The 25,000-nt window shown below is 37.1% G+C and carries 22 protein-coding genes and 1 tRNA gene; 16 read left to right on the top strand and 7 right to left on the bottom strand.

The features are described 5' to 3' along the window. The 3 genes from ACFILD_RS00480 to ACFILD_RS00490 all read right to left on the bottom strand — a co-directional run. Window positions 1-1,017, bottom strand: a 1,017-nt coding sequence (locus ACFILD_RS00480; protein ID WP_375664640.1) for an ABC transporter substrate-binding protein, incomplete at its 3' end; no start/stop codon positions are given. Between the two features lie 376 nt (window positions 1,018-1,393). Next, window positions 1,394-1,543, bottom strand: a complete 150-nt coding sequence (locus ACFILD_RS00485) for a hypothetical protein (RefSeq protein ID WP_273790725.1) — start codon at window positions 1,541-1,543, stop codon at window positions 1,394-1,396. A gap of 414 nt (window positions 1,544-1,957) precedes the next feature. Next, window positions 1,958-3,583 carry an ABC transporter substrate-binding protein gene (locus tag ACFILD_RS00490; RefSeq protein WP_375664629.1) on the bottom strand — a complete coding sequence of 542 codons (1,626 nt, stop codon included), beginning with the start codon at window positions 3,581-3,583 and terminating at the stop codon, window positions 1,958-1,960. A gap of 1,178 nt (window positions 3,584-4,761) precedes the next feature. Here ACFILD_RS00490 and ACFILD_RS00495 point away from each other — a divergent pair. Continuing rightward, window positions 4,762-4,968: a DUF6460 domain-containing protein gene (locus tag ACFILD_RS00495; RefSeq protein ID WP_375664630.1), complete on the top strand. Its 207-nt coding sequence runs from the start codon at window positions 4,762-4,764 to the stop codon at window positions 4,966-4,968. Between the two features lie 22 nt (window positions 4,969-4,990). Here ACFILD_RS00495 and ACFILD_RS00500 read toward each other — a convergent pair whose 3' ends face one another. The 3 genes from ACFILD_RS00500 to ACFILD_RS00510 form a co-directional block, all read right to left on the bottom strand. Next, on the bottom strand, window positions 4,991-5,800 hold the full coding sequence (locus ACFILD_RS00500; protein WP_375637830.1) for a TIGR02186 family protein: 810 nt from the start codon (window positions 5,798-5,800) through the stop codon (window positions 4,991-4,993). A gap of 2 nt (window positions 5,801-5,802) precedes the next feature. Next, the gene (locus tag ACFILD_RS00505; protein ID WP_375613503.1) at window positions 5,803-6,723 is read right to left on the bottom strand and encodes a sulfite exporter TauE/SafE family protein; all 921 of its coding nucleotides are present in this window, start codon (window positions 6,721-6,723) and stop codon (window positions 5,803-5,805) included. A gap of 178 nt (window positions 6,724-6,901) precedes the next feature. After that, window positions 6,902-7,720 (bottom strand): hypothetical protein, encoded by an 819-nt coding sequence (locus tag ACFILD_RS00510; RefSeq protein WP_375631209.1) that lies wholly within the window; start codon window positions 7,718-7,720, stop codon window positions 6,902-6,904. 512 nt (window positions 7,721-8,232) lie between these two features. On the opposite strand from ACFILD_RS00510, the gene ACFILD_RS00515 reads away from it, so the two are divergent. The 7 genes from ACFILD_RS00515 to ACFILD_RS00545 all read left to right on the top strand — a co-directional run bounded on the left by ACFILD_RS00515 (window position 8,233) and on the right by ACFILD_RS00545 (window position 16,116). Further along, window positions 8,233-8,979 carry an electron transfer flavoprotein subunit beta/FixA family protein gene (locus ACFILD_RS00515; protein ID WP_273790719.1) on the top strand — a complete coding sequence of 249 codons (747 nt, stop codon included), beginning with the start codon at window positions 8,233-8,235 and terminating at the stop codon, window positions 8,977-8,979. A 51-nt stretch (window positions 8,980-9,030) separates the two neighbouring features. Then, the gene (locus tag ACFILD_RS00520) at window positions 9,031-9,951 is read left to right on the top strand and encodes an electron transfer flavoprotein subunit alpha/FixB family protein (RefSeq protein WP_273790718.1); all 921 of its coding nucleotides are present in this window, start codon (window positions 9,031-9,033) and stop codon (window positions 9,949-9,951) included. 3 nt (window positions 9,952-9,954) lie between these two features. Then, the gene (locus tag ACFILD_RS00525) at window positions 9,955-11,619 is read left to right on the top strand and encodes a 4Fe-4S dicluster domain-containing protein (protein ID WP_375664631.1); all 1,665 of its coding nucleotides are present in this window, start codon (window positions 9,955-9,957) and stop codon (window positions 11,617-11,619) included. A gap of 2,042 nt (window positions 11,620-13,661) precedes the next feature. Then, window positions 13,662-14,549 carry a 16S rRNA (cytidine(1402)-2'-O)-methyltransferase gene (gene rsmI / locus ACFILD_RS00530; protein ID WP_375664632.1) on the top strand — a complete coding sequence of 296 codons (888 nt, stop codon included), beginning with the start codon at window positions 13,662-13,664 and terminating at the stop codon, window positions 14,547-14,549. Between the two features lie 4 nt (window positions 14,550-14,553). Next, complete coding sequence (locus ACFILD_RS00535) at window positions 14,554-14,922, top strand: YraN family protein (protein ID WP_273790744.1); 369 nt, start codon at window positions 14,554-14,556, stop codon at window positions 14,920-14,922. A 101-nt stretch (window positions 14,923-15,023) separates the two neighbouring features. After that, the gene (locus tag ACFILD_RS00540) at window positions 15,024-15,269 is read left to right on the top strand and encodes a hypothetical protein (protein ID WP_273790715.1); all 246 of its coding nucleotides are present in this window, start codon (window positions 15,024-15,026) and stop codon (window positions 15,267-15,269) included. A gap of 55 nt (window positions 15,270-15,324) precedes the next feature. After that, the gene (locus ACFILD_RS00545) at window positions 15,325-16,116 is read left to right on the top strand and encodes a pyrroline-5-carboxylate reductase (RefSeq protein ID WP_375643627.1); all 792 of its coding nucleotides are present in this window, start codon (window positions 15,325-15,327) and stop codon (window positions 16,114-16,116) included. A 387-nt stretch (window positions 16,117-16,503) separates the two neighbouring features. Here the strand turns inward: ACFILD_RS00545 and ACFILD_RS00550 are convergent, their stop codons facing one another. Continuing rightward, complete coding sequence (locus tag ACFILD_RS00550) at window positions 16,504-17,565, bottom strand: Mrp/NBP35 family ATP-binding protein (protein ID WP_375637833.1); 1,062 nt, start codon at window positions 17,563-17,565, stop codon at window positions 16,504-16,506. 576 nt (window positions 17,566-18,141) lie between these two features. Here ACFILD_RS00550 and rpmH point away from each other — a divergent pair. The 8 genes from rpmH to ACFILD_RS00590 all read left to right on the top strand — a co-directional run bounded on the left by rpmH (window position 18,142) and on the right by ACFILD_RS00590 (window position 24,966). Beyond that, window positions 18,142-18,276, top strand: coding sequence for a 50S ribosomal protein L34 (gene rpmH / locus ACFILD_RS00555; RefSeq protein ID WP_005864709.1), 135 nt, complete (start codon window positions 18,142-18,144; stop codon window positions 18,274-18,276). Window positions 18,277-18,393: 117 nt separating this feature from the next. Continuing rightward, complete coding sequence (gene rnpA, locus ACFILD_RS00560) at window positions 18,394-18,786, top strand: ribonuclease P protein component (protein WP_273790712.1); 393 nt, start codon at window positions 18,394-18,396, stop codon at window positions 18,784-18,786. After that, window positions 18,776-20,614: a membrane protein insertase YidC gene (gene yidC / locus ACFILD_RS00565; RefSeq protein ID WP_273790711.1), complete on the top strand. Its 1,839-nt coding sequence runs from the start codon at window positions 18,776-18,778 to the stop codon at window positions 20,612-20,614. The genes rnpA and yidC overlap by 11 nt, the downstream gene beginning before the upstream one ends. After that, entirely contained in the window at window positions 20,611-21,255 is a 645-nt protein-coding gene (gene yihA / locus ACFILD_RS00570) for a ribosome biogenesis GTP-binding protein YihA/YsxC (protein WP_375664633.1), read from the top strand. Before yidC ends, yihA begins: the two co-directional genes overlap by 4 nt. Window positions 21,256-21,394: 139 nt before the next feature. Beyond that, the gene (locus ACFILD_RS00575) at window positions 21,395-22,087 is read left to right on the top strand and encodes a glutathione S-transferase family protein (protein ID WP_273790709.1); all 693 of its coding nucleotides are present in this window, start codon (window positions 21,395-21,397) and stop codon (window positions 22,085-22,087) included. Between the two features lie 1,219 nt (window positions 22,088-23,306). Continuing rightward, on the top strand, window positions 23,307-24,119 hold the full coding sequence (dapB, locus tag ACFILD_RS00580) for a 4-hydroxy-tetrahydrodipicolinate reductase (RefSeq protein WP_375637835.1): 813 nt from the start codon (window positions 23,307-23,309) through the stop codon (window positions 24,117-24,119). Window positions 24,120-24,147: 28 nt separating this feature from the next. After that, window positions 24,148-24,768: a 2,3-bisphosphoglycerate-dependent phosphoglycerate mutase gene (locus ACFILD_RS00585; RefSeq protein ID WP_375637836.1), complete on the top strand. Its 621-nt coding sequence runs from the start codon at window positions 24,148-24,150 to the stop codon at window positions 24,766-24,768. Window positions 24,769-24,881: 113 nt separating this feature from the next. Next, window positions 24,882-24,966 (top strand) — tRNA-Leu (locus ACFILD_RS00590). Window positions 24,967-25,000 lie beyond the last annotated feature (34 nt).

Raw genomic sequence — 25,000 nt, forward strand, 5'->3', positions numbered from 1 at the left:
ACTTGCACGTGGAATACCAACATCTTTGAGAAGAGTCTTACCGAGTCCTTCATAGTCAATAAGATAGCGCATCGCTAAACGCACTTTTTCATTGGCAAAAATAGGGTTCGTCGTATTAAACCCCCATATGATCATGGAGGGCGCCAACACTTTTTCAACTTTAATATCCGTTGTTGCTTGAAGATCTGCCAAATCCTCTGGCATCAGATTACGTGCAACATCGATATCGTGTTTTTCCAATAATAAACGTTGTGTTCCAGGTTCCGCAACATGGCGAATTAAAATCTTCTTTAATTTAGGCGCCTCCCCCCAATAATTGGAGCTTGCACGCAACAAAATCCCTTCTCCAGGACGCCAACTCTCTAGCTGATAAGGACCAACACAAGCAGAATGACTTGCCAAATACCGGTTTCCCATATCACCATCTTGTTCGTTTTTCATGAGTGTCTCACGATCCAGCAAGGCTGCAGTGCGATTAGTGGAAATATTGCTAAGAATGAGCTCTGCTGGATAAGGTTTATCAAATTTCATCACCACCGATTTGTCATCCGGTGCTTGAAAAGCCTCATCAACGTTTTGTTCTGTAATCCCATATTCATTAAATGTTGCCGCATTAGACAATTTCAATTTGACAACCCGCTTCATACCCCAAACAAGATCATTGGCATTCGCAGGACGACCATCGTTGAACTTCAAACCATCACGCAAATGAAAAGTAATCACAGTACTCTGATCATCACTTGAAACATCCCAACTCTTCGCTAACGAGGGAACCATTTTAGTAGCATCATCTGTAGCAGAAACGACTAAATTATCACAAATATTGTTAACCAATTCAATTCCATAACGGTCATTGAGTTGTGCAGGGTCAAATGTACTTATTGGATCGAGATTCCAAGCCATCACAAGCGTATCGGCAGGTGTTTTTGCTGAAACTTGTTGCACAAACATCCCCATTGCAAGAACAGCAGAAACAAAAGAACCGCCCTTTTTCAATATTTTTCTTTTCACGTTCATAGAACCTTTCACGTTCATAGAATTTTCCTTTTAACGTTTATTGTATAAATTCCCCATGCAGCAAAACGTGCTTAATAATTAAGTTTAGACGAACGATAGGCTCTTAAAGATCAAACTTTAAAACCTTCACGAACAAGCACCTCTTGTCAATGACTCCTCCTGTCTACACTTATAAGCCAAACTAAAACATACAAAGGAAAACACTCTGATATACAATGAACGCTCACCAACAACAGAGCTTATTCACGATATCATAACGCCTACTATTGAAGACTATAAAACCTGTATTTTTTCTATCTTGTTAAGCAAGCTTGTCTCGTATTTCTTCCGGCGTGTTCTATACCATCAAAGCACTACCCCTTTTGGCTCAAGTACCTTAATAACAAAGAGCCTTCATAATAATTTGACGATTTGATAAAACAGGAAAATTTGTCAGTTTGCCAAGTGCAACGACTTTTATTCCTTCTTCAAAAGAAAATTTAATTTTTTCATCACTCCCCGTAAAATAACACCCTCCAAATGACATCTCATCATCTTTCAAAGAAAAAGAAAATATGAACACTATAAAAAACTGATATCCCTTGTGTACCCACCCATAACAAAACTTTCCTTCAACACAGCAAAACCTTTGCACCTTTAGCACCACTAAATTCCGCGATATTTGTTACACTTAGTTTCTTTATGTTATACTCAGTTTTTTAACAAATAAATTGACCACTTTCTAATTCAGAGAAATTGAAATATCGATCTTAACATCCACTTAAATACACCTCTAATGAGAATGAAAAATATCTTTAAACGAATGTCTTGAAAAGACATTCAACAATATATCACGCATTACCTATGATCTTCGACGCATTGCAAAACTTGAAAATTTATACAATACGCCGAATATATCATGACGATGCCCTTTATCTATTGAACAGCATTGAAGACACTCTTATTTTTCAATTTTACTATAAAAAATATGTGGCGCACTATTCCAAACCCACTTTTTGACATCAGGCGTCATCGCAATAACAGTATATTTCTGATAGATAAACGCATAAGGTCCTTTTTGCATAAGTTCACGTTGTAAATCAGCATATATTTGTGCCCGTTTTTGCGGATCTTTTTGAAACAACGCCTCTTCAACTTTTTTATTCATTTTGGCATCAAAATACCCATGCTGCCAACTAGGATAGGCTGTATTTTTTGCCTCAAGCCGATTATCTGGATTATAAACAAGACGTGAAGCCATTGTATGAGGATCCGCAGAATCATTATTCCATCCGATAAAAGCCGTATCAAAAGCCCGTGCATTCACTTTTGAAAACAACTGTGTACCTGCTACACGTTCAATTTTAAGACGCACGCCCGCCTGTGCAGCACTATCTTGAAGTGACTGAGCAAGTAACAAAGTATAAGGAGCATTTGAGACAATAAAATTTGCTTCAAATCCGTTCGGATAACCGGCCTCTGCTAAAAGCTGTTTTGCTTTTTGAATATCAAGCTTAAAGGGTTGCCCCTCTTTTTCATCCAAAGCTCCAAGATTACCAAGAGGAATAAAACTGGCCCGTGGAACACCAATCCCTTTAAGAAGCTTCTTGCCTAGACCTTCATAATCTATAAGATAACGCATCGCCAAGCGTACTTTTTCCTTAGCAAAAATGGGATTTGTCATATTGAATCCCCAGTACATCATGGATGGTTCTAACACTTCCTTGATTTTAACATCTGTTGTTTTTTGCAGATCTGCAAGATCTTCAGGTGTCAAATTACGAGCAACATCAATATCATGTTTTTGCAACAACAAGCGTTGTGTTCCGGGCTCTGCAACATGGCGAATTAAAATCTGCTTCAGTTTAGGCGCTTGTCCCCAATAGTGAGAGCTTGCACGCAACAAAAGAGCTTCTCCAGGGCGCCAACTTTTTAACTGATAAGGACCAACACAAGCAGCATGACTCTTCAAATACTGATTTCCCAAATCACCATCTTTTTCGTGTTTCATAATCGTGTTACGATCAAGCAAAGCTGTTGCAGGACTTGCAACAATATTATTAAGAATAAGTTCTGCTGGATAAGGTTTATCAAATTTCATCACAACTGTTTTCTTATCAGGAGCTTGCAAAGCATCATCAACATTTTGTTCTACAATTCCATATTCATTAAAAATTGCCGCATTACCCATCTTCAATTTGACAACCCGCTTCATACCCCAAACAAGATCATTGGCATTGGCTGATCTGCCATTATTAAACTTCAAACCATCACGCAAATGAAAAGTAATCATCGTACTGTGATCATCACCTGAAACATCCCAATGCGTTGCTAAAGCAGGAACCATTTTTGCAGGATCATCTGTCGCAGTACTCACCAAGTTATCACAAACATTGCGAACAATTTCACTTCCATAAACATCATTGAGCTGCGCAGGATCAAACGTACTGATTGCATCAAGATTCCAAGCCATCACAAGGGTATCAGCCGGTGTTTTTGCTGAAACCTGTTGTCCAACTACCCCCAGTGCAATAAAAGCAGAAACAAGATAGCTGCTCCCTTTCAATATTTTTTTCTTCAAGTTCATAACTTTTCCTTTTAAATAAAGTTTATTATATAAATTTCCCACGCAACAAGAACATGCTTAATCATAAGGTTAGACGATCCATAGGCCCCTAAAACAAAGTATTCAAACTTTCAAACAGCACCACTTACCAACCTTTTCTCCTGTCCATACTTAACAAGCCCCCAATATGCACCGAAAAGCAATTTAATATATGATGAATGACATAACCCATCATAAATCTATTGATAATATTACAACGTCTACCATTGAACGCGATAAGACAAAGACTTCTTCTCTCTTATCAGGCAAGCTTGTCACTTCTTTCTTCTAGCGTTTTTATGCCATCAAAGGGCTCTCCCCTGTTAGCTCAAGTGCCTTAATAACGAAGAACTCTAATAATAATTTGATATTTTAACAAAACAGAAAAATTCACCCATCGGCTAACATGAATCACCTCTACCCCTTCTGCAAGAGGAATTTTGAATTTTTCCATAATTCCCCACTAAATAACGGCTTCTAATTATATCTTATTTCCAAATAAAAGGAGCACGGGCACCACAAACCTCTGACATTCCCTCACGCGGACATACATAACAAAACTTTTTTCAATATCGTATTTTTAATATCTTTGCTCCTTTAACAACACTCAATTCATTGCTTATCATTGCTTACATTTTTTCAGAAAAAAAGATCTTTTCAATGCACCAAGGTTGAAATATCTAAATATAATACTTATATAAGCACACCCTTATTAGAATAGATAGTCTTTTTTTAAGTAAACTGTCTTGAAATATTATTTCTATACACGACAATAATAAGTTCGTTACAAAATCTTCAATATACTAGAACTCTCACTCTGATGTGAAATATTGAAACGTTATAAAATTTCTCTACAAATTCTCAGAAACGAAAGGATATCCCTTTATTTAATAAAAAAGGGCCATGAAAATATCGCAAAAAATGCAATAAAACATGTGTATATTTCAAAAACCAGCACCGTTAACCAGACTAAGGTGATAAACTCAAAAAGTAAGAAAAAATAAAAAAATGTTTTTCCTTTATGATAATAACATCGCTGTACCATGATAATACAATAAAAAACACGATCTTTGAAAGTATATTAAAATGAAGCGAAAAAAAAATTATTAGATTCTTTTCATGCGTTTCTTGGAGAAAAATCAAGCCGCGTTAGTCTAAAATTGCTTATCCTTTCATTCTTCATTGGTATCGTAATGAATTTTTTGGGATGGACACCTCGAAACCTCATACAAAAAATAGTCGATTTTTTTCAATCACTATGGGAAGCAGGATTTATAACGCTTACAAATTTCTTCCATATAACTATGACAGGAGCTATTGTTGTTGTGCCTATTTTTCTTATCTTACGAATTTTTCATAAAAAATAAAAGCCTTAACATTTTCCTTGCGTTAATCTTTTCGAAAAATCAAACGACACAAAAATCCTGTAGTAATAGCAATAATCACTGCAACAATACCATATAAAAAATGATACTTGTGCGCTGCATAAAAAATTGTATAGGTGATATGTGCTTTAACAATTTCAAGAGTCGTTGTTGCACTATCAATAAACTGTCCATCACGAAAAAGATAAGCACGAACTTTATAATGTCCAACCGGGATATTTGCTGGCAAACGAAAATGCGCTGTGAAAAGTGTGTCAGAACCAAAACGAACCCCACCCACTTCCTCATAATAAAGGCTTTTAGCTTTTTGCAATTTTATAAGTTCATCGCGAAAGATTTGTATTTTTTTCTGATCTTGTTCATCCGTCTGCAATGGCAAATAGAGTAATCCTAACCCTAAGCGTTTATAATCTTCAATGCTCGTAATATCGTCAATTTCACGTGTTGTGACCATAGAGTAAAAAAGAGGAACCTTTTTAAAAATAAGAGAATCTGTATTGACCCATACACCGGCATTGCGTTTTTTTTCTCGCATCACCATTGTCCGATCTTGTCCCTCCAAGCTTACAACAATATCATAACGGTTCTGTCGAGAATATAACGGATCAATATTTTCCAAAACACCAGCAATATAAAGATCACGACCAGCAAAATTTGCATCCACAGTAATCGTATTCGTTGTTACAATAATTTGGACAGTTTCGTGGTCAACTTGATCAATGAATGTAGCTGGCGTCCCAACATGTGACCATGTAGAAAAAGAAATAAAACAAAAGCAACCTGTAATGATGTATAAAGAAAATAATCTACCCATTTTTATCTCATAAGAATATCCAGAGAGAAAAGATTATCAGGGCGTATAAATAATTGAAAAGCAAGACGCATACACACAATCAACACTAAAAATGCAAGTGCCATACGCAATTGTTCAGCCTTTAACTTCCGTCCAACCCGTGTTCCATATTGCGCACCAATACTTCCTCCAAGCATTAACAAAAAAGCCAAGACAATATCAACGGACTGATTAGTCATACTTTGCAAAACTGTCGTGAAAGAAGACACAAATGTAATCTGAAAAAGTGAAGTCCCAATCACCACACTGGTTGGAACACGCAGAAGATAAATCAATGCTGGTATCATAAAGAACCCCCCACCAATTCCCATAATAGAAGACAACAACCCCACAATGAGACCAATCCCTAAAACTGGAATAATGCTAACATATATCATAGATGTCCGAAAACGCATTTTTAAGGGTAAGCGATGAATCCAATTATGTCGACCAGCAAGACGAATATTGGCTTTTCCTGCCTTACGCTTGCGCATCATATCATACCAACTTTCAACGATCATCAAGCTTCCTACACTTCCAAGAAGAATCACATAAAGAAGCGAAATCATTAAGTCTAATTGACCTAACTTTTTCAAAACAGAGAAAACCTGAATCCCGATTAAAGAACCAATCCCTCCTCCAATCGCCAAAAGAATACCAAGTTTAATATCGAGCGTACGTCTTCTAAAATGTGTAATTGCTCCTGTTACAGATGACGCAATCATCTGGTTAGCACCTGTTCCAACAGCAATAGCAGGAGGAATATTATAAAAAATCAATAACGGCGTGATGAGAAACCCACCACCGATTCCAAAAAGTCCTGAAAAAAAACCAGCAACGACTCCCATACCAATCAAGATCAGCATATTGAGTGACATTTCAGCAATTGGTAAATAAATACTCACTTACAGAACCTTCAAGATAATTTGAGGTTTTTTTACAATTAGAGAATCCTTCTCCAATTATCCTCTTTTCCAATAATCTCTGTTGCGTGTTTAAAAGGATAATTTTAGTTGCTATAGCTTCCGCACAAACACGAATGCGCAATACATTTCACATCTATTAACATCAACATCATAAAAATTAAAAAAAACGAGCTCCTTTTAAAAAGCTATAAAAACATAACGTTATCGCTACCACAAATGCAACGGTTAAAAAACAAAGAACACCTTTTTTTAGCAAATAAGATAAAAACGACACATGTTCCCGAGACTGCGTCCTTAAAGAAGAAAAATCATTCTCAATACAATGATTAGATGCCTGAGCACCCATCATACCTTTTTCTTCTATCACAGCATGCTCCACTACCCCCTCAACCTTTTTAAAAGAAGATTTCAGAGCATCACTGGGCAAAGGGCTTCTATCTTCTTGCTGCACCGTATTTTCAACATTTGTTTGGAGTGAAATTATGCTGTTTTCTTTCGAAAAATTTTGCACCTTTTGAAGTAATAAGCGTTCTTGATTTCCCTCACATTCCATGTGAGCAAGTTTTTGTACAACAGAATCAGGTGATTTTGAACGAGACACCCGTCGTGTTACCGCTGCTTCTTCTAAGCTTTTTTTTTCACTCTGCAAACTTTGAACAATTGTTTTAATCTGCTCTAAAGACTGGAAAAGCTTTTTTTCTCTTTGACGACGTATATAATGTTCAGCCAAAATGGCCCGACTAATATCATCTAAGTAAGATTTAAAATGCTCTTCTACCGAACTCTGCTGCATTAAAGAACGAGGCGAATGCTTCATTTGCATTTGCGCATAAACGGTGCGTAATTTTTGAGCAATATCCGACATCGTTACTTCTACAGAAGTATCCATGCTCTCTTTCTGTTCAACAAAAGAAAAGACTTTATCGTTCCTAACCTGTTTGGTCGCCTGGCCGATCGTATGACCCTTCGTATTCACAAACGCCTACCCCTCATTAACCTTTTTGAAAAGAATCGCAACAAATGATGAGAAAGTGTGCTCTATTTTAGTAAATAGAGCTTTAAGAACTCCCAAAAACTTTTTTGTTAGAAATATTTTCCCCAATCTTTATCTAAAATATTTGAAAGAAAAATCTTTAATTTTTCTGTATTCAAGATTTGAAGAGAAAAATCATTCCCCCATTTTTATCTTTTTTACTTAATTTTTCATTGCATAAAGGACCTATTGCACCATCATAAACAAAGCATAAGAAACTAAAAAAATATTCTCACAAGACAAATTGATTTTTTTACTTTTTATTCAAGCAAATAGGGCAATTATGGCAATGCAAAAATATGAAGATTGAAAATGACGACGAGAAAGTACAAGTAAACGTAAAAAAAGCTTATATGAAAGAGAACACAAGTTATAAATTGAGACTTCATTCTAAACAATTTGGTTTCTTATGAGTATTGCTATAAACTTATGACGTACAAACAAAGAGGATCATTATGAAGATAATTGTCGCTGTCAAACGTGTTGTTGATTATAACATCAAGATACGCGTCAAACCTGATAATACAGGCGTTGATCTGTCTCACGTAAAAATGTCTATGAATCCTTTTGATGAGATAGCCGTGGAGGAGGCCATTCGCCAAAAAGAATCCGGTAAAATTTCAGAAGTTCTTCTTGTTTCAATTGGCCCAGAAGCAGCCAAAGAAACTCTACGAACAGGACTTGCAATGGGAGCTGATCGCGCACTTCTTGTCACAACGGATCAAACACTTGAACCCTTAGCAATTGCTAAGGTTCTCAAAACCATTGTTGATGAAGAAAAACCTAATATGGTCTTTTTAGGAAAACAAGCAATTGATGACGATAGCAACCAAACAGGACAAATGCTCGCTGCTCTTCTTGGGTGGGGACAAGCAACTTTTGCCTCACATCTTAACATAGAAAATGGGCATGCTACAGTTACTCGTGAAGTTGATAATGGAACACAAACCCTTTGTCTTCCCCTTCCCATTGTTATGACCGCCGATCTACGGCTCAATGAACCGCGTTACACCTCTCTCCCCAATATCATGAAAGCAAAAAAGAAAATCATTGAACAAAAATCTCTTACTGATCTTGGCGTCGATACGAAAGCACGCTTAACAATTTTAAGCGTTGAAGAGCCAAAACCCCGTCAATCCGGTATAAAAGTGGCAAATGTAGTAGAACTTGTCAGAGCCTTAAAACAGAAGAACTGCATTTAATATTCTCACCACTAGAGTAAAAGCAACACTCACATAAAAGGGCAAAAACTTATGGCAATTCTTTTATTGGCCGATCATAATACAGAAGAAACAGCAAAAGCACTCACCGCTGCACGCGTACTCAGTAATGATATCGATATTCTGGTTTGCGGAGAAAAAATTCAAACGATAGCGGAAAATAGTGCTAAACTTAATGGTGTGCGGCAAGTTCTTATTGCAAAAGCAGACTATTTAGCCCATCAACTTGCCGAGCCTATGGCAGATACAATTCTCACGTTAGCAAATGATTATGATGTGATCATGGCAGCATCCAGCAGTACTGGGAAAAATGTGATGCCGCGCGTAGCAGCTCTTCTTGATCTTATGCAAATTTCAGATATTACCGCCATTCTTTCACCCAATACCTTCAAACGACCAATTTATGCAGGCAATGCATTTGAAACTGTCCGCACCAATGATTATAAAAAGATTATAACAGTTCGCACCGCTTCTTTCACCCCAACGCCTTCCCAAAATAATTCTGCTCCCATTAAAACAATAACACCAGCTCCCAATCCAAATCTTTCTTCTTTCGTAAAAGCAGAGACAAACAAAAGTGATCGTCCTGAGCTCACCTCAGCACGTGTTATTATATCAGGCGGGCGTGGTCTTGGTTCTCAAGAGAAATTTATGGCCCTGCTTCTTCCTCTTGCAAACAAATTAAATGCTGCTTTAGGTGCCAGCCGCGCAGCAGTGGATGCAGGCTATGCTCCCAATGATTGGCAAATTGGACAAACAGGAAAAGTCGTTGCCCCTGAACTCTATATCGCCGTTGGCATTTCCGGTGCAATCCAGCATGTAGCCGGTATAATGGATGCACAAATTATTGTTGCCATTAATAAAGATGAAGAAGCTCCCATCATGCAAATTGCCGATTACACCCTTGTAGGTGATCTCCACCAAATTATTCCAGAATTGGAGAAAGCTTTATAAGCCATGAAAGCACCTCTGCATGACCAACGTGAAAGTATGGAGTTTGATATAGTCATTGTCGGAGCAGGACCTGCAGGGCTTTCTGCCGCAATTCGTTTTAAACAAATTAATCCTGAGCTTTCTGTCACAATTGTTGAAAAAGGGACCGAAGTTGGTGCACATATTCTCTCTGGCGCAGTTGTTGACCCCATTGGTATCGATACACTCTTACCAGAATGGCGAAATGATAACGACCATCCCTTCACAACCCCTGTCACACAGGACCAATTTTTTTTTCTAAAGCCTCAAAAGTCCACAGTATTTCCCAATATTTTGCACCCTAAAATCTTATCAAATAACGGATGTTATATCGTTTCGCTTGGGAGCGTCTGCCGCTGGCTAAGCAAAAAAGCTGAAGCGTTGGGTGTTGAAATCTATCCTGGTTTTGCAGCAACAGAACCCATCATCCAAAAAGATAACGGAGCTATTATTGGTGTTCTCACCGGAGATATGGGGCTTAACAAAGATGGAACCCCTGGAAAAAATTATATGCCTGGGATGGCTTTATTGGCAAAATATACTCTGATTGCGGAAGGAGCACGCGGCTCAATTGCAAAACAACTGATACAACATTTTAATCTTAGCAAAAATCGAGAACCACAAAAATTTGGTCTTGGTCTCAAAGAGCTCTGGGAAATTGCCCCCAACAAACACCAACGCGGTTTAGTACAACATTTCACTGGTTGGCCCTTAGACAATAATACCGGTGGCGGTGGCTTTATTTATCACCAAGAAAACAATATCATTTCTGTCGGTTTTGTTGTGCACTTAGATTACAAAAATCCTTACCTTTCTCCCTTTGAAGAATTTCAACGTTTTAAAACACATCCAAAACTCTATAAAATCTTTAAAGGCGCAAAACGTCTTTCCTATGGTGCACGTGTTATCAGCGAAGGAGGTTGGCAATCTGTACCAAAACTCACCTTTCCTGGTGGGGCGCTTATTGGCTGCTCTGCTGGATTTGTCAATGTTCCTCGTATCAAAGGATCACACAATGCCATCTTATCTGGCATATTAGCTGCCGATAAAATTGCTACCGCTCTTGCACAAGGGCGTGCCCATGATGAGGTTAAAGAAATCGAAGAACAATGGCGAAAAGGGCTCATTGGAAAAGATCTTTATAAAGTGCGAAATGCCAAACCGCTTTGGGCAAAATATGGGACAAAATATGGAATTAAACTTGCTGGTTTTGATATGTGGTGGCAACAACTGTTCGGATTTTCCTTATTTAAAACACTCTCCCATGGAAAGGAAGATTATGCATGCCTTGAACCAGCAGAAAAATTTCAACCCATTTCTTACCCAAAACCAGATGACGTTGTAACCTTTGATCGCCTTTCAAGTGTTGCCCTTTCCAATACGCATCATGAAGAAAATCAACCTTGTCATTTAAAAATAGCCTCATTAAAAAAACAAAAAGACTCTGAATATACGATCTATGGAGGACCCTCTACACGCTATTGTCCCGCCGCTGTCTACGAGTGGCTAGAGGATAATGATCATCTGACTTATATGATCAACGCTTCAAATTGCATACATTGTAAAACATGCGATATCAAAGATCCAAACCAAAATATCACTTGGATCTGTCCGCAAGGTAATGAGGGCCCCTTCTATCCCAATATGTAATCATTGTTCATTTTCCTAAAATTGAAATATACAAAACACATTGAATAAAAATATTTCCCAGATCAGAAATCTATCAATCACCTTCCTTCATACGTTCTTTCACAATGTAAAAAGAACTCTATTCTCATATAATATACTCTCTTCACCGCATGACTTTTTTCAATAGAAAAACATAACATATTTTTATCAAAATTTTTTTATCTAAATAACAAAACAATAATGAATATATTCTTGAAAATTCTGCAATAAAGGAAAAACCGCGGTTCTCGAAAATCTGAAAGAAAATAAGCCCGTTCTACTTTACCCCCTCTCCCACATGATCCAAAATGCTTTTAGCCATCTCATAAGAAACATCAATCGTTTTAACTAGCCAAGAGCAAAACCTACGGAGGTACACTTCAAGTTTATTTTTTCTCCTACACTTGGCAAGTAATGCTCACTCAAGAAAACCACAAACAAATGTAGAAAAAACATTGCGAGATAAAGAGATAAAGAGCATGCTTGCTCAAGCCCTTTTTATGTTTCTAATGATAATGACACGAAAAAATCTTACATTAACCTTTTATTTTTGCATTAAAGATAATCGCCTTGCATCTAACCTTTACCAATATACTGCCCTTTACCAATATACTGCAATGAATGTATGCAAATACCGTAAGAATAAGCAGATACCAAGCCATGGAGACTATCGCTATTAGCAAAACATCTGATAAAAACCAAAATAGCTTTCATAACCACTCTATGACGCGTTTTATAGAGTTGTTTGTTTATAAAGCTTGTGCTTTCGCTGTTGCTTGTAAATCAACATCCAAATTGAACATAGTGGTATATTTAAAAGAAAGATTAAGATGAATGAAAGCTCTGCACGCCGTTCCAGATTTTGTAGCTAGAGCAAAAATATTGCATATTCTATTTGAGTAATCTCTGAAACGAAAATACAGTTTCATTTAGCAAGAATATGAAACCTGAAAGGAAAAAACCTGTTTTCCTCTTTACTATCATCTGTCCATTTGGTTTTAAAACTTTCAAAAGCATCACAATATCCTCTAAAAAGAAGAAATAACGTATTGTCCCCGCTTTTATTACTTAAGTTTTTTTATAGGAGCATATCCTTCAAAAAAATAAGGTATCCAAAATTAAAGCAGACTTGTGTTGTTCAATCATGGGCTTGTTTTTAAGAGATAGCTCTCATATCAAACAATTATTTCGCGACACTATCCGAAAAAGGTATAACACACTCCTGTGAACGAACAGTTCTATATTTACGAGATAAAAAGTACAAGCTAGCAGCATCATTTTCTCTGCGATCCCCAATGATGCGATAATCTTTGCTTTGAGAAAGTTTCAAGATGCACGAAAATAATTTTGATTAATGACTATAAGAAGAGCTGAGATAATGTTACGATATTTAAAGCTCCTAATTAATAGGCAAAATAATAAATTTTCCATTACAAATCAAATCTTTAAGATAAAAATTAGCCTTAAACGTTTCTAAGGTACTCATTATACTGTTAAAGCTATAGAGAATATGAAAAAATAAAGTATTTTGCTGATAAGAGCTTATATTTAATCAATAACAATACAGTCAGCTGCCAGTTAACTGTTTGTGCTTCAAAAGAGGCTGTTTATATTTGCTCAGAAAAACAGTTTGGATATCAATAGAATATTTGAAAAATCGGCATTATGAAAATAATCTAAAAAGCTTAGCTTTTAAAAGAGCATAACCAAGCATGAGATGATAACATGGGTAAAATTGTTTTTTGGTTCTCGAAGGAAAAACTTTATAGAAAATCATGGAGCTGATAGAATATTGGTTACATTTGGAATTTGTTTTACTGGAAAAAATAATGCGGACCAAAATAGATAATAATGTTAAATTAAGACGTTAAATATGAAATTATCTTATTGTAGTGTAATCGATTATTCGAGTAAGGTAAGCCTTTGTAATGATAAAAAATGTGCTGGTAAAAAATAAGCCAAAATGGCTTATGAGTATGGATAAAAATCTTGTGGTGAGGAGAATTTAATGAAAAGAAAAGAGCATGTGTGAAAAAGCATATTTTATAGGTGCGCATGCTTATTCTGCACCCGTTATAGAATCAGGGCTTTATCTTGTGGCAACACCTATCGGAAATCTTGCAGATATTACGCTTCGTGCTTTGCAAGTGCTTGCAGGAATTGATATTTTAGCGTGTGAGGATACGCGAGTAACACGTGTTTTGTTAGAACGTTACGGTATTCAAAAAAAAACTTTTCTCTATCATGAATATAATGCGCAAAAAGCGGGTCCAAAGCTCTTAGCGGCTTTAGCAGAAAACAAAACAGTAGCACTTGTTTCAGATGCCGGAACACCACTTATTTCTGATCCCGGATTTCGATTGGTGGAAGAGGCCCGTAAAGCTGGTCATAAAATCATTCCTATTCCTGGAGCATCCGCTCTTTTAGCCGCTCTTATACCGACAGGGCTTCCTACTGATAGCTTTTTTTTTGCAGGTTTTTTGAGTGCACGAAAGCTACAACGCCGAAAACGGTTGGAACAATTAAAAGAGATTCCAGCAACTTTGATTTTTTATGAATCACCGCATCGTCTTGTTGAAACTTTACAGGATATGGTCACACTTTTTTCGGCTGATCGACCTGCTGCCATTTGTCGTGAATTAACAAAAAAGTTTGAAACAGTAGATGTTTCCAATTTGGGGAACTTGTTGGAAAATTACAGAAAACAAGCACATATTCGTGGGGAAATTGTTGTACTTGTTGGAGAATCATCTTCTTCTTTAAATGTGATAAGTGATCAAGAAATTGATGAAATGCTATTAGAACGCGCACGGACATATTCTGCTGCTCAAGCGGCAGCTTTTGTTGCAAAAAAAACCGGTTTTAAAAAGCAGGAACTTTTTCAGCGATTAATCTTTTTAAAAAATGCATAAAATGATGCAAAAAAAACGCAGACAAAAGTCTTTTTATCGAGGGGTACGTGCAGAAAAATTGGCAGCTTGGTGGCTACGTTGCAAAGGGTTTCACATTGCCGAAAGGCGTTTTAAAACAAAATGTGGGGAAATTGATTTAATTGCACGACGCGGAAATCTTGTGTTAATCGTTGAAGTTAAAGCACGTTCAACGTTGGCTGAAGCAATGGAAGCGGTTTCCCGAATGAATGAAAGGCGAATTGAAGCAGCTGCCGATATTTGGCTCGCACGGCAAAAAGATTATGCCCTTTTGTCTGTGCGCTTTGATTTGGTTGCAATTTTACCTTGGCGTTGGCCACAGCATATCCCTGCATTTTTTACATCTGATCAATAAAAGAACCCCCCGTTTTAACCATATTCAATAAAAAACATTTCGTTTTTATGTGCATATGCGTTAAAAAGTGTGTAATAATTGAGCGCTATAAGGAGCAAAATATGGATGATTATGAAAAGTTTGCAACAGGTTTACTCATTATTTTTGGAGCGCTCATTATTGGTGGTTTAATGGCAATGCATATTGTGCTTATGAATAAACCAGGTTTTTTATTTGCATTAGCCGCAGCTGTTGTTGGTTGGTTTTCTGCTTTTGCCGTTCTCTTTGACAAGCCTAAAATCTATTTGGGCTTGATTATTCTTGCTATGTTATGTGTTGCTTCTTCAATTAGCGTTTATGTTAGTTAAAACACCTGAAATGTTGATTGAGATTCCTTTAAAAATATAAAACTGAGAAATAGAAATGAAACTTGGCTTTTTAGGAACGGGTACAATCAGTGCTTCAATGGTGAATGGCTTAATGACAAGCACCTTTGATGTTTCTTCCATTATTGTTTCGCCTCGCAATGCACAAACAGCAGAGCGCCTTTCACGCACCTATGATACGGTTATGATTGCTGAAAATAACCAAGCGTTGCTCGATGTTAGTGATTGTGTTTTTCTTTGCTTGCCCAATCAAATTGCAGAAGACGTTTTGCGCTCTCTTTGTTTTCGTCCAGAACAGCTGGTTATTTCCGTACTTGCTATGGCAAAAGCAGCAGAAATAGAAGAGTGGATTAATCATAAAGTTTATCGTGCTGTTCCATTACCTTTTGTTGCAGAATGCAAAAATTTGACACCAATCTATCCCGATCATCCCTTTTTACGCACTTTATTTGATGCATTGGGGGGCACATTAGTGCTGGATAAGGAAGAGCAGTTTAATCTTTTTATGACAGCAGGTTCACTTATGGGAGTATATTTTAATTTTATAGAAACTGCCCATCAATGGTTTATAACACAAGGGTTAAAAAAACAGCAATCAGCAGAATTCCTTACTATGATGTTTGGAAATCTTACGGATGAAATGCGTAAAATTACAGCAACGGATCATTCTGCATTTCTCGATTTTGCACTGCTTGAAAAAGAGTTTTCAACAAAGGGTGGAACAAATGAATTTTTGTCAGATTACTTTTCTCATCAAGGGGGAAGGAATGCTTTAACAACCGCTCTTGAGGCTACTTTGCAAAAAATGAATGCTTCTAAAAAGACTTGACCAATATTTTTATCATCTCAATAAGAAAAAACTAAATGTTGAAGATGTATATCAAGAAAACTCACATCGAAAAATGCTTTTTTACACCTGAAAAAATACTATTTTATGAAAAAATTGATTATTAAAATATTTTTTACAACCTTTTACAATTTTTCTAAATTACTTTTATTTTCTGTCTTCTTTTAGCCTCAAGTCCAATATTTTTTTCTACCTCACGGCTCCAACTCTTCAATTTGTGTCCCCTTCAGGTTATCCAAACGCATGAATAATTTTTTATTTATTTAACCTAATATACTCCATTCTCGCATTAAAACTTCTCCTTACAAAGAAGAAACTATTTTTATGTCTTTCATGATTGTGTTTTAATAAACTCTCTTAAAAAAACATTCAAAAGAGTTGATTTTTTATTTGATCAACAATTTTACGATATAGTTTAGCATGCTCTTCACTAGGCTTAGCAACAAAAATAGGGACCCCCTCATCTGAAGAAAATCTTAAAGCCGCATCAAGCGGTATTTCCGCTAAGAAAGGGACTTCTCGACGTTCCGCTTCTGCCCGTGCACCACCATAGCCAAAAATATCATAGCGTTTTCCTGTATCAGGAGCGATAAAATAACTCATATTCTCAATGAGTCCTAAAATAGGAACATTGACTTTCATGAACATTTCTATTGCTTTACGCGCATCCACTAAAGCAAGATCTTGTGGCGTAGAGACAACCAACGCACCTGTTAATTGTACCTGTTGAGCAAGCGTTAATTGTGCATCCCCTGTACCGGGCGGCATATCAACGACTAAAATGTCCAGAGGGCCCCATACAACATCTCGTAACAATTGCGTTACAGCTGCCATAACCATAGGACCACGCCATACTACCGGCTTTTCTTCCTCAACCAAAAATCCCATCGACATCAATTTAAGTCCGAATTTTTCAAGAGGTTGAATCTTTTTTTCTCCAATAAGCTGTGGTTTTTGATTAACAAGTCCTGTCAAACGTGGCAACGAAGGACCATAAATATCAGCATCCATCACCCCCGTCTTGAAACCAGAATCTTGTAAAGCTAAGGCGATATTTACTGCCATCGTAGATTTTCCTACCCCTCCTTTTCCAGAAGCAACAGCAATCACATGCCGCACACCTTCTATGGGCATTTTGATCGGTAAGAGATTTGCTCTCCGTCTAGGTACTGCCTTTGTTGTTTTTTCTGCTGTAAGTGTGACAACAACAGATTTCACTCCTTCCAAGGCACATACCATCTTTTCAGCAGAACGACGCAATGATTCCCATTCTTGCACACCTCCATCAGGAACTGTAATAGAAAAGAAAACCTTACCATCAGCAATCAATATTTCTGAAAGAAGACCCAACGACACAATATCGCTTTCAAGATCTGGTCCTTTGATTGTACGTAATACGTTGCGGACAGCTTCACTTGTGATAGGATCCACGTTCTTTCCTCTCTATAAAAATACCAGCAAATACAAGCATAAGAACAAAAAATACTTACAGGCTTATCACCTGATAATTTTCTACTTTACTCAGCATTATAAAGTATACATTACTTATATCTTATTCTCTTTAAAAATATGAAACCATCCTTAAATAAAGAAGCTCAAACATAGAATCTGATATAAATCCTATTAATCATGTTTGTGCTACAACCACTTTAATGAATATTCTGATAAAAATTTTGTAAAAAAAACTCTTAATATTAAAGGATATTTTAAATTGAGCATACAGTAATCAGTCACACTTTCTTTAATTCTTTAACGCCCTAGCCATTTACGTTCTGTAGATTCAATTGTTATTTTCTAACACTCTTACAGTATTGTAAAAAAGTGTCACAGACAGTTATAAGGTGTTTTGTATTCTTTCAAGAAAGAGAAAAACAATCTAAGATTGACTTTTTTTATATTTTTCCTTATGGGTTAACAGCCGTATGATAGGATAAAATTATCCCTCTCGCGCATAACTGCTCGTAAAACGAAGATTAAGAAGGGCCGCACTCCGCGGTATTTAAATAAATGAAACGTACTTACCAACCCTCTAAACTTGTCCGTAAACGCCGCCATGGGTTTCGTGCACGCATGGCCACAGCTGGAGGACGTAAAGTTATTGCTGCAAGACGTGCTCGTGGACGTAAGCGGCTCTCTGCCTAACCATTTAAATTTTCACAACCTTTGAGGATTGCTCATCATTTCTTCGTTGTGAAACTTTCATTATGAACCTCTAATGCCTGCTTGCAGGCATTTAGTGAAATTGCGAAATGTTCTTTTATGAAGAAAAAACATCCCTGCCGTATTCGCAAAAGAGCAGATTTTTTGGCTGCCCGTACAGGAGAAAAACGACGTGGTCCTTTATTTTTGCTCGAAGTTAAATCTCGTGAACAAACAACAGAAAGAAAAGATTCTCTTTTTGCACGTGTAGGCTTCACTGTTACTCGTAAAAACGGTAATGCTGTGAAACGTAATCGTATTAAAAGGCGCTTGCGTGAAGCCGTGAGAGTTGGTGTAACAAACCACATGGAAGCAGGAACAGATTATGTCATTGTAGCGTACCGTGATGTGTTACATGCGCCTTTTACATCCTTGATTAGTGAATTAAATCGGCGAATAAAACCAAAAATAAAACATCAGCAACAACAACAAGGGTGTACGGATGGAATATAACCGCAATTTCTTTATCGCTATTGGCTTATCTTTCGTAGTGCTCATCGCATGGCAATTTCTTCATGTTGCTCCCAAACAAGCAAAGTTACAAAAACAACATGTCATCACACAGCAATTGTCAAAACAACAATCAGCCCTTTCTACTACCACGACGGATTTTTCTGACGATACCTCAACGCATCAAGCAACATCTATCATCGAACAGCCAATGACACCTGAAATCCGGAAAGCTGTATTGGCCAAAACAGAGCGTATTGCGATCCAAACCAATGAACTGGAAGGCTCTATTAATCTTGTTGGTGCACAATTTGATGATCTTCACCTCAAAAAATATCGTTTAACAGTCGATAAAAAATCACCGGAAATCGATTTGCTAAACCCTAAAGGTTTCAAAACGACCTACCTTGCTGAATTTGGTTTTGCAAGTGCGTCTTTGCCAGCAAAAGCCTTGCCACAATCGGATACAAAATGGCAAGTAGAGGGAAACAATACAATCCTGACTCCTTCAACACCTATCACTTTAATTTATAATAATGGACAGGGACAAATCTTCCGACGGACCCTTTCTGTTGATGATCATTTCATGTTTACCATTGAGGATTCTATCAGCAATGAAAGTGATCAACCAATACATCTCTCGTCCTATGCCCGCGTTGCACGTGCTGCACCACCAGAACATACAAATGCAACCTATTTACTTCATGAAGGTATGATAGGTATTGCTGGAGATTCGCTCAAAACTGAAAAATATAAAACCTTAGCAGAGCTTGACCCAAATCCTGATAATGGGCAAAAGAGCGTGACTTTTTCCAAAGTAACAGGAGGTTGGATTGGTATTACCGATAAATATTGGGCTGTAGCAGTTATTCCCCCGCAAAATAAAGAATATACAAGCCGTTTTATTTATTTTGATCGTTTGCAAACACATTATCAGTCTGACTTGCTAGGGTCGCTTTTAACGATTGCCCCAAATGAAACAAAAACTGTTACAAATCGTCTTTTTGCTGGTGCAAAACAAGTTGAAATTATTAATAGTTATCAAAATGACCTAAAAATCAAAAAGTTTGCTCTTTTAATTGATTGGGGCTGGTTTGATTTCATCACCAAACCAATGTTTTCCCTCATTGATATTCTTTATAAACAAACAGGGAATTTTGGTATAGCCATCCTTCTTGTCACAGTGCTCTTAAAAACTCTTCTTTTCCCTCTAGCCAATAAATCTTATAAATCTATGGCACGCATGAAGCTTTTACAACCGCGGTTGCTAGAAATAAAAGAAAAGTATCCCGATGACCAAACCAAACAACAAAAGGCAATAATAGAACTATATAAAACCGAAAAAATAAATCCCCTTGCAGGCTGTTGGCCGATGTTGGTTCAATTCCCAATATTTTTTGCTCTTTATAAAGTTCTCTATATCACCATTGAAATGCGCCATGCCCCTTTCTTTGGCTGGATTAAAGATTTAGCGGCACCCGATCCAACTTCTCTTTTTAACTTGTTTGGTCTCTTGCCATATACAACGCCAACATTTCTTATGATTGGTGCATGGCCTTTGATTATGGGAATAACGATGTTTTTACAAATGCGTATGAATCCCGCTCCTCAAGACCAAACCCAAGCGATGATATTCACATGGATGCCTGTTGTCTTTACTTTTATGCTCGCCTCTTTCCCTGTTGGTCTCGTCATCTATTGGGCATGGAACAATATATTATCAATCATTCAGCAAGGTATCATGATGAAGCGCCAAGGAGTTAAAATTGAGCTTTTTGATAATCTGAAAGCCATCTGGAGAAGATCACCCAAAAAAGAAGTGCGTGAATGACAAGAGATTCTTCCCTTTCTGGAATTTTTTCTCGCAATTGGATTTTTATTCGTGGTGTACCAGCAATACGCTTTCTCCCCCCCGAAGGACCACCAGAAATTGCATTTGCAGGACGTTCCAATGTTGGAAAATCATCTTTAATCAACGCACTCGTTCAACAAAAAAGCTTAGCACGTACCTCAAATACACCAGGACGGACTCAAGAGCTTAATTATTTTGTCCCCGATGGCTTCAGTGGGCAACTAGAAGACCTTCCCCCTCTAGCATTAGTAGATATGCCTGGTTATGGTTTTGCTGCTGCTCCTAAAAATCTTGTTGATAAGTGGAAAAATTTGATTTTTAGCTATTTACGGGGGCGCACAACGTTAAAACGTGTATATATCTTGATTGATTCACGGCACGGAATCAAAAATAATGATGAAGATGTTCTTGCTCTCCTTGATAAAGCAGCCGTTTCTTATCAAATTGTTTTGACAAAAAGCGATAAAATCAAATCAAATGCCTTGGAAAAATTAATTATGAGCACACAAACAAAGCTTCTTAAACGCCCAGCAGCTTATCCTGAGCTTCTTGTAACCTCTTCAGAAAAAGCTATCGGTTTAGAAGAATTACGTGCTGCCATTTTGCAAACCATCGCATAAGAGAACAATTCTTGGTCATTAACAATTTATTAATTATAATTACTAGCAGCTGCTAATGATCTTGTACTTCTAGTCAAGCATCTTTATAAAAATGATTACTTGAAAGAATTCTCTTCAACTCTATTTGATAGTGTAAATTATGCTGACACTTTTTCACTCTCCCCTATCCGCTGCCTCGCGCTTCATACGCCTCATTCTTGGGGAATATGGTGTAACCACTCAACTGATTGAAGAATATGAATGGGCAAGAAGACACGAATTTCTAGCCCTCAATCCCGCTGGTCATGTTCCTGTTTTTCTCGATGAACACGAGGTTCCATTATCAGGTCCTCTTGTTATCTGCGAATATTTAGACGAAACACATGGAAGTTTACGACAAGAAAATAAGCTCTTTCCGGAAAATCCTTTAGATCGTGCAGAAGTACGCCGTCTCAATGACTGGTTCTTAAATAAATTCGAAAATGAAGCAACGCGCCATATCGTACGAGAACGAATCCATAAACGTGAAATGCCACTTGCCATTGGCGGTGGTGCTCCTAATTCACAAATTTTACGCAATGCACGTGCCAATATTTTACCACATATGAACTATCTCAATTGGCTCTGTGCCTCTCGCGATAGCTTAGTCGGTTCTGCCTTGTCCTATGCAGATCTAGCAGCAGCAGCTTCTATTTCTGTACTTGACTTTCTAGGGGAAATTGACTGGGAACAATCTCCTGCTGCCAAAGACTGGTATATGAGAATAAAATCACGCCCTTCTTTTCGTTCTCTTTTAACAGATCGCGTCCGCGGAATTGTTGCAAGTGCTCACTATGCAGATCTTGATTTCTAGCCTTCTCTCACAAACAAAAATAAAAGTGATATTTTATCTAAAGGATATTTATAGGTTTATGAATTTTTATGCATGCGTATAAACGATATAATGATTTATAATCGTATTCAACAGGGAATAAGACCCATTATAATTGAATCAAAAAAAATACTTTCTTATCGTGTCACAAAAAAAGATTAGCACAGGAATAAAAAATATTTAAGAAAGCATTTTAACGACTCTCTTTAAATACAAGAGCTGTAGCATCATTAGAAGCTAGGCAAATAAAATAACAATACTTAACGCATGTTATCCTCAAGTCTCCCCAATATATGAAAAAACGCATTGCATAACATATATACTATTTGCTCTATAATAAAAAAATCCTCATCATGCGTTTTTACAACATAACAATTTTTTAAACTGACTTTCCTAAAAGATGAAGAATCCGACCAACTCTCGTGTGTAAACAATCCAACTTCTTGTTAGCCCCTTGTTTTTATCCCCTTTTTACGTGATTTTATTTATGGGTAACATATTGATATACAATGATAAATAATCGTTTTTTTACTTTAATCATCAATTCCAAATACCTTTTTCTCATTACCTTCATCACATTTAAAACAATCAAAATCGCTTTCTTATGCGTCACAAATGGAATTGGTAAATGAAAGAATATTAAAGAAAAGAATGAAAATGCCTAAGTGCCAAGAATTATTAAAACATTAAAGGCTAACAAAACGTATGATAATGCTAATTTTCTCTATTTATGAAGCATAAAGATAGTGGCGCAGAATAGATGTTATATTATTCATGGATACTCTCTCGTGATACCACTCACGAGCACTATCATAAAATAAGTTTAGAAGAATTGATAAATATTTCTTTAAGAAAAGCGCATGAATTGACAACATAGGTGTATTTTGTTTTGGAGATCTTGTTTTGCATGAAGAACGCTCCCCCCTTAAAGAACGAAAGAAACAAAAGCGTAAAGTAATACACAATCTCCTTTAGGTGACATAAGCAAACCTTACTTAGGAATATTCATCACACACTCTAACGAAAAACATCTCTATTTAAATTTGCAGATCTTATATCACTTGCTCTAAACAACAGTATTCTACAGCACAACAAGATAAATTAAAGCAGGAAAAAAATTTTTCTATAAAGAAAAAGAACCATTGGAAAGAAGGCAAGAATTTGCCTATACTGCACAGTAAAGTATTATAAGGAGATAAAAATGCGCCTTACAGTTGTTGGTGCAAATGGAAGAATGGGACGTGAACTCATTACAACAATCCAGCAGAGGAGAGATGTAGAACTTTGTGCTGTTCTTGTACGCAAAGGCTCACCGTTTGTAGGAAAAGATGCCAGTGCCTTAATTGGTTCAGATTCTCTTGGGATTGGTATCACTGACGATCCCGAAAATGCCTTTTCTAATACAGAAGGTATTTTAGATTTTTCACAACCAGAAGCCAGTATTCTTTATGCTAACTACGCTGCTCAAAAAAGTCTTGTCCATATTATTGGCACCACAGGATTTAGCAAAACAGAAGAAGAAAAAATTGCAGATTTTGCGAAATATACAACAATTGTCAAATCCGGAAATATGAGCCTTGGAATAAATCTTTTAGCCAACCTTGTAAAGAAAGCCGCTAAAGCATTAGAAGCCGATGATTTTGATATCGAAGTTTATGAAATGCATCACGCTAACAAAGTTGACGCCCCTTCTGGAACAGCCCTTCTTCTTGGCCAAGCAGCAGCTGAAGGGCGCAATGTTATGCTTAAAAATGTGCGTGTCAACGAACGCAATGGTCATATAGGTAAACGCAAAAAAGGCACCATTGGCTTTTCCTGTTCACGTGGTGGGACAGTTGTTGGAGAACACAGTGTCATTTTTGCCGGCTCCAATGAGCGCATTGTTCTTTCACATACAGCGCAAGAACGCTCTATCTTTGCCAATGGCGCATTAAAAGCAGCTTTATGGGCACAAAATCATGAAAGCGGTCTTTATTCAATGTTCGATGTTTTGGGATTGAACGATGAATTTTAAACAATCAATAGAATAGAGGCAATTCATAATGGGACGCATACTTACACTAATTCGTCATGGACAAAGTGAATGGAATCTCAAAAACCTTTTTACCGGTTGGAAAGATCCTGATTTAACAGAAAAAGGTCATGCCGAAGCGATAGCAGCAGGAAAAAAACTGAAAGAATATGGTTTGAAGTTTGATATCGCTTATACATCAGCCTTACAGCGTGCTCAAAAAACCGCTCAGCACATTTTAGAGCAAATGGGACAATCAGATTTAGAAGTGATAAAAAATCCCGCATTAAATGAACGTAATTATGGTGATCTTTCTGGTTTAAATAAAGATGAAGTACGCCAACAATGGGGGCAAGAGCGAGTGCAAATGTGGCGCCGCTCCTATACAATTGCACCCCCGAATGGAGAAAGCCTACGCGACACCGGTGCGCGCATCTGGCCTTATTATCTTTACCATATCCAGCCTCATATTTTGCGCTCCCAAACTGTTTTAATCGCAGCGCATGGAAATTCTCTTCGTGCTCTTATTATGGCACTTGAAGGTCTCTCCGGTGAGGAAATTATATCTCAAGAATTAGCGACCGGTATTCCTATTATTTACACATTTAATCCGGATTCAACAATTTTATCAAAGAAAGTCCTCACACCTTAAACTTCTAAAATCATGATCTCCCCAAAAATTCAATTCAATCGTTTTAAGCTGAAAAAATAAAGTCTATAATTTTATTGACAGAATTGCGTCATGCGCTTAGATGAATTTTATGAGCCCAGATGGCGGAATTGGTAGACGCGCAGGTTTCAGGTACCTGTGCCGTAAGGCGTGGAGGTTCGAGTCCTCTTTTGGGCACCATTTTGTATCTTTAATATATTGAAATATATAGATT

This window comes from Bartonella sp. CL162QHHD, from assembly GCF_042195435.1.
In the GTDB taxonomy this organism is placed as follows: Bacteria; Pseudomonadota; Alphaproteobacteria; order Rhizobiales; family Rhizobiaceae; genus Bartonella.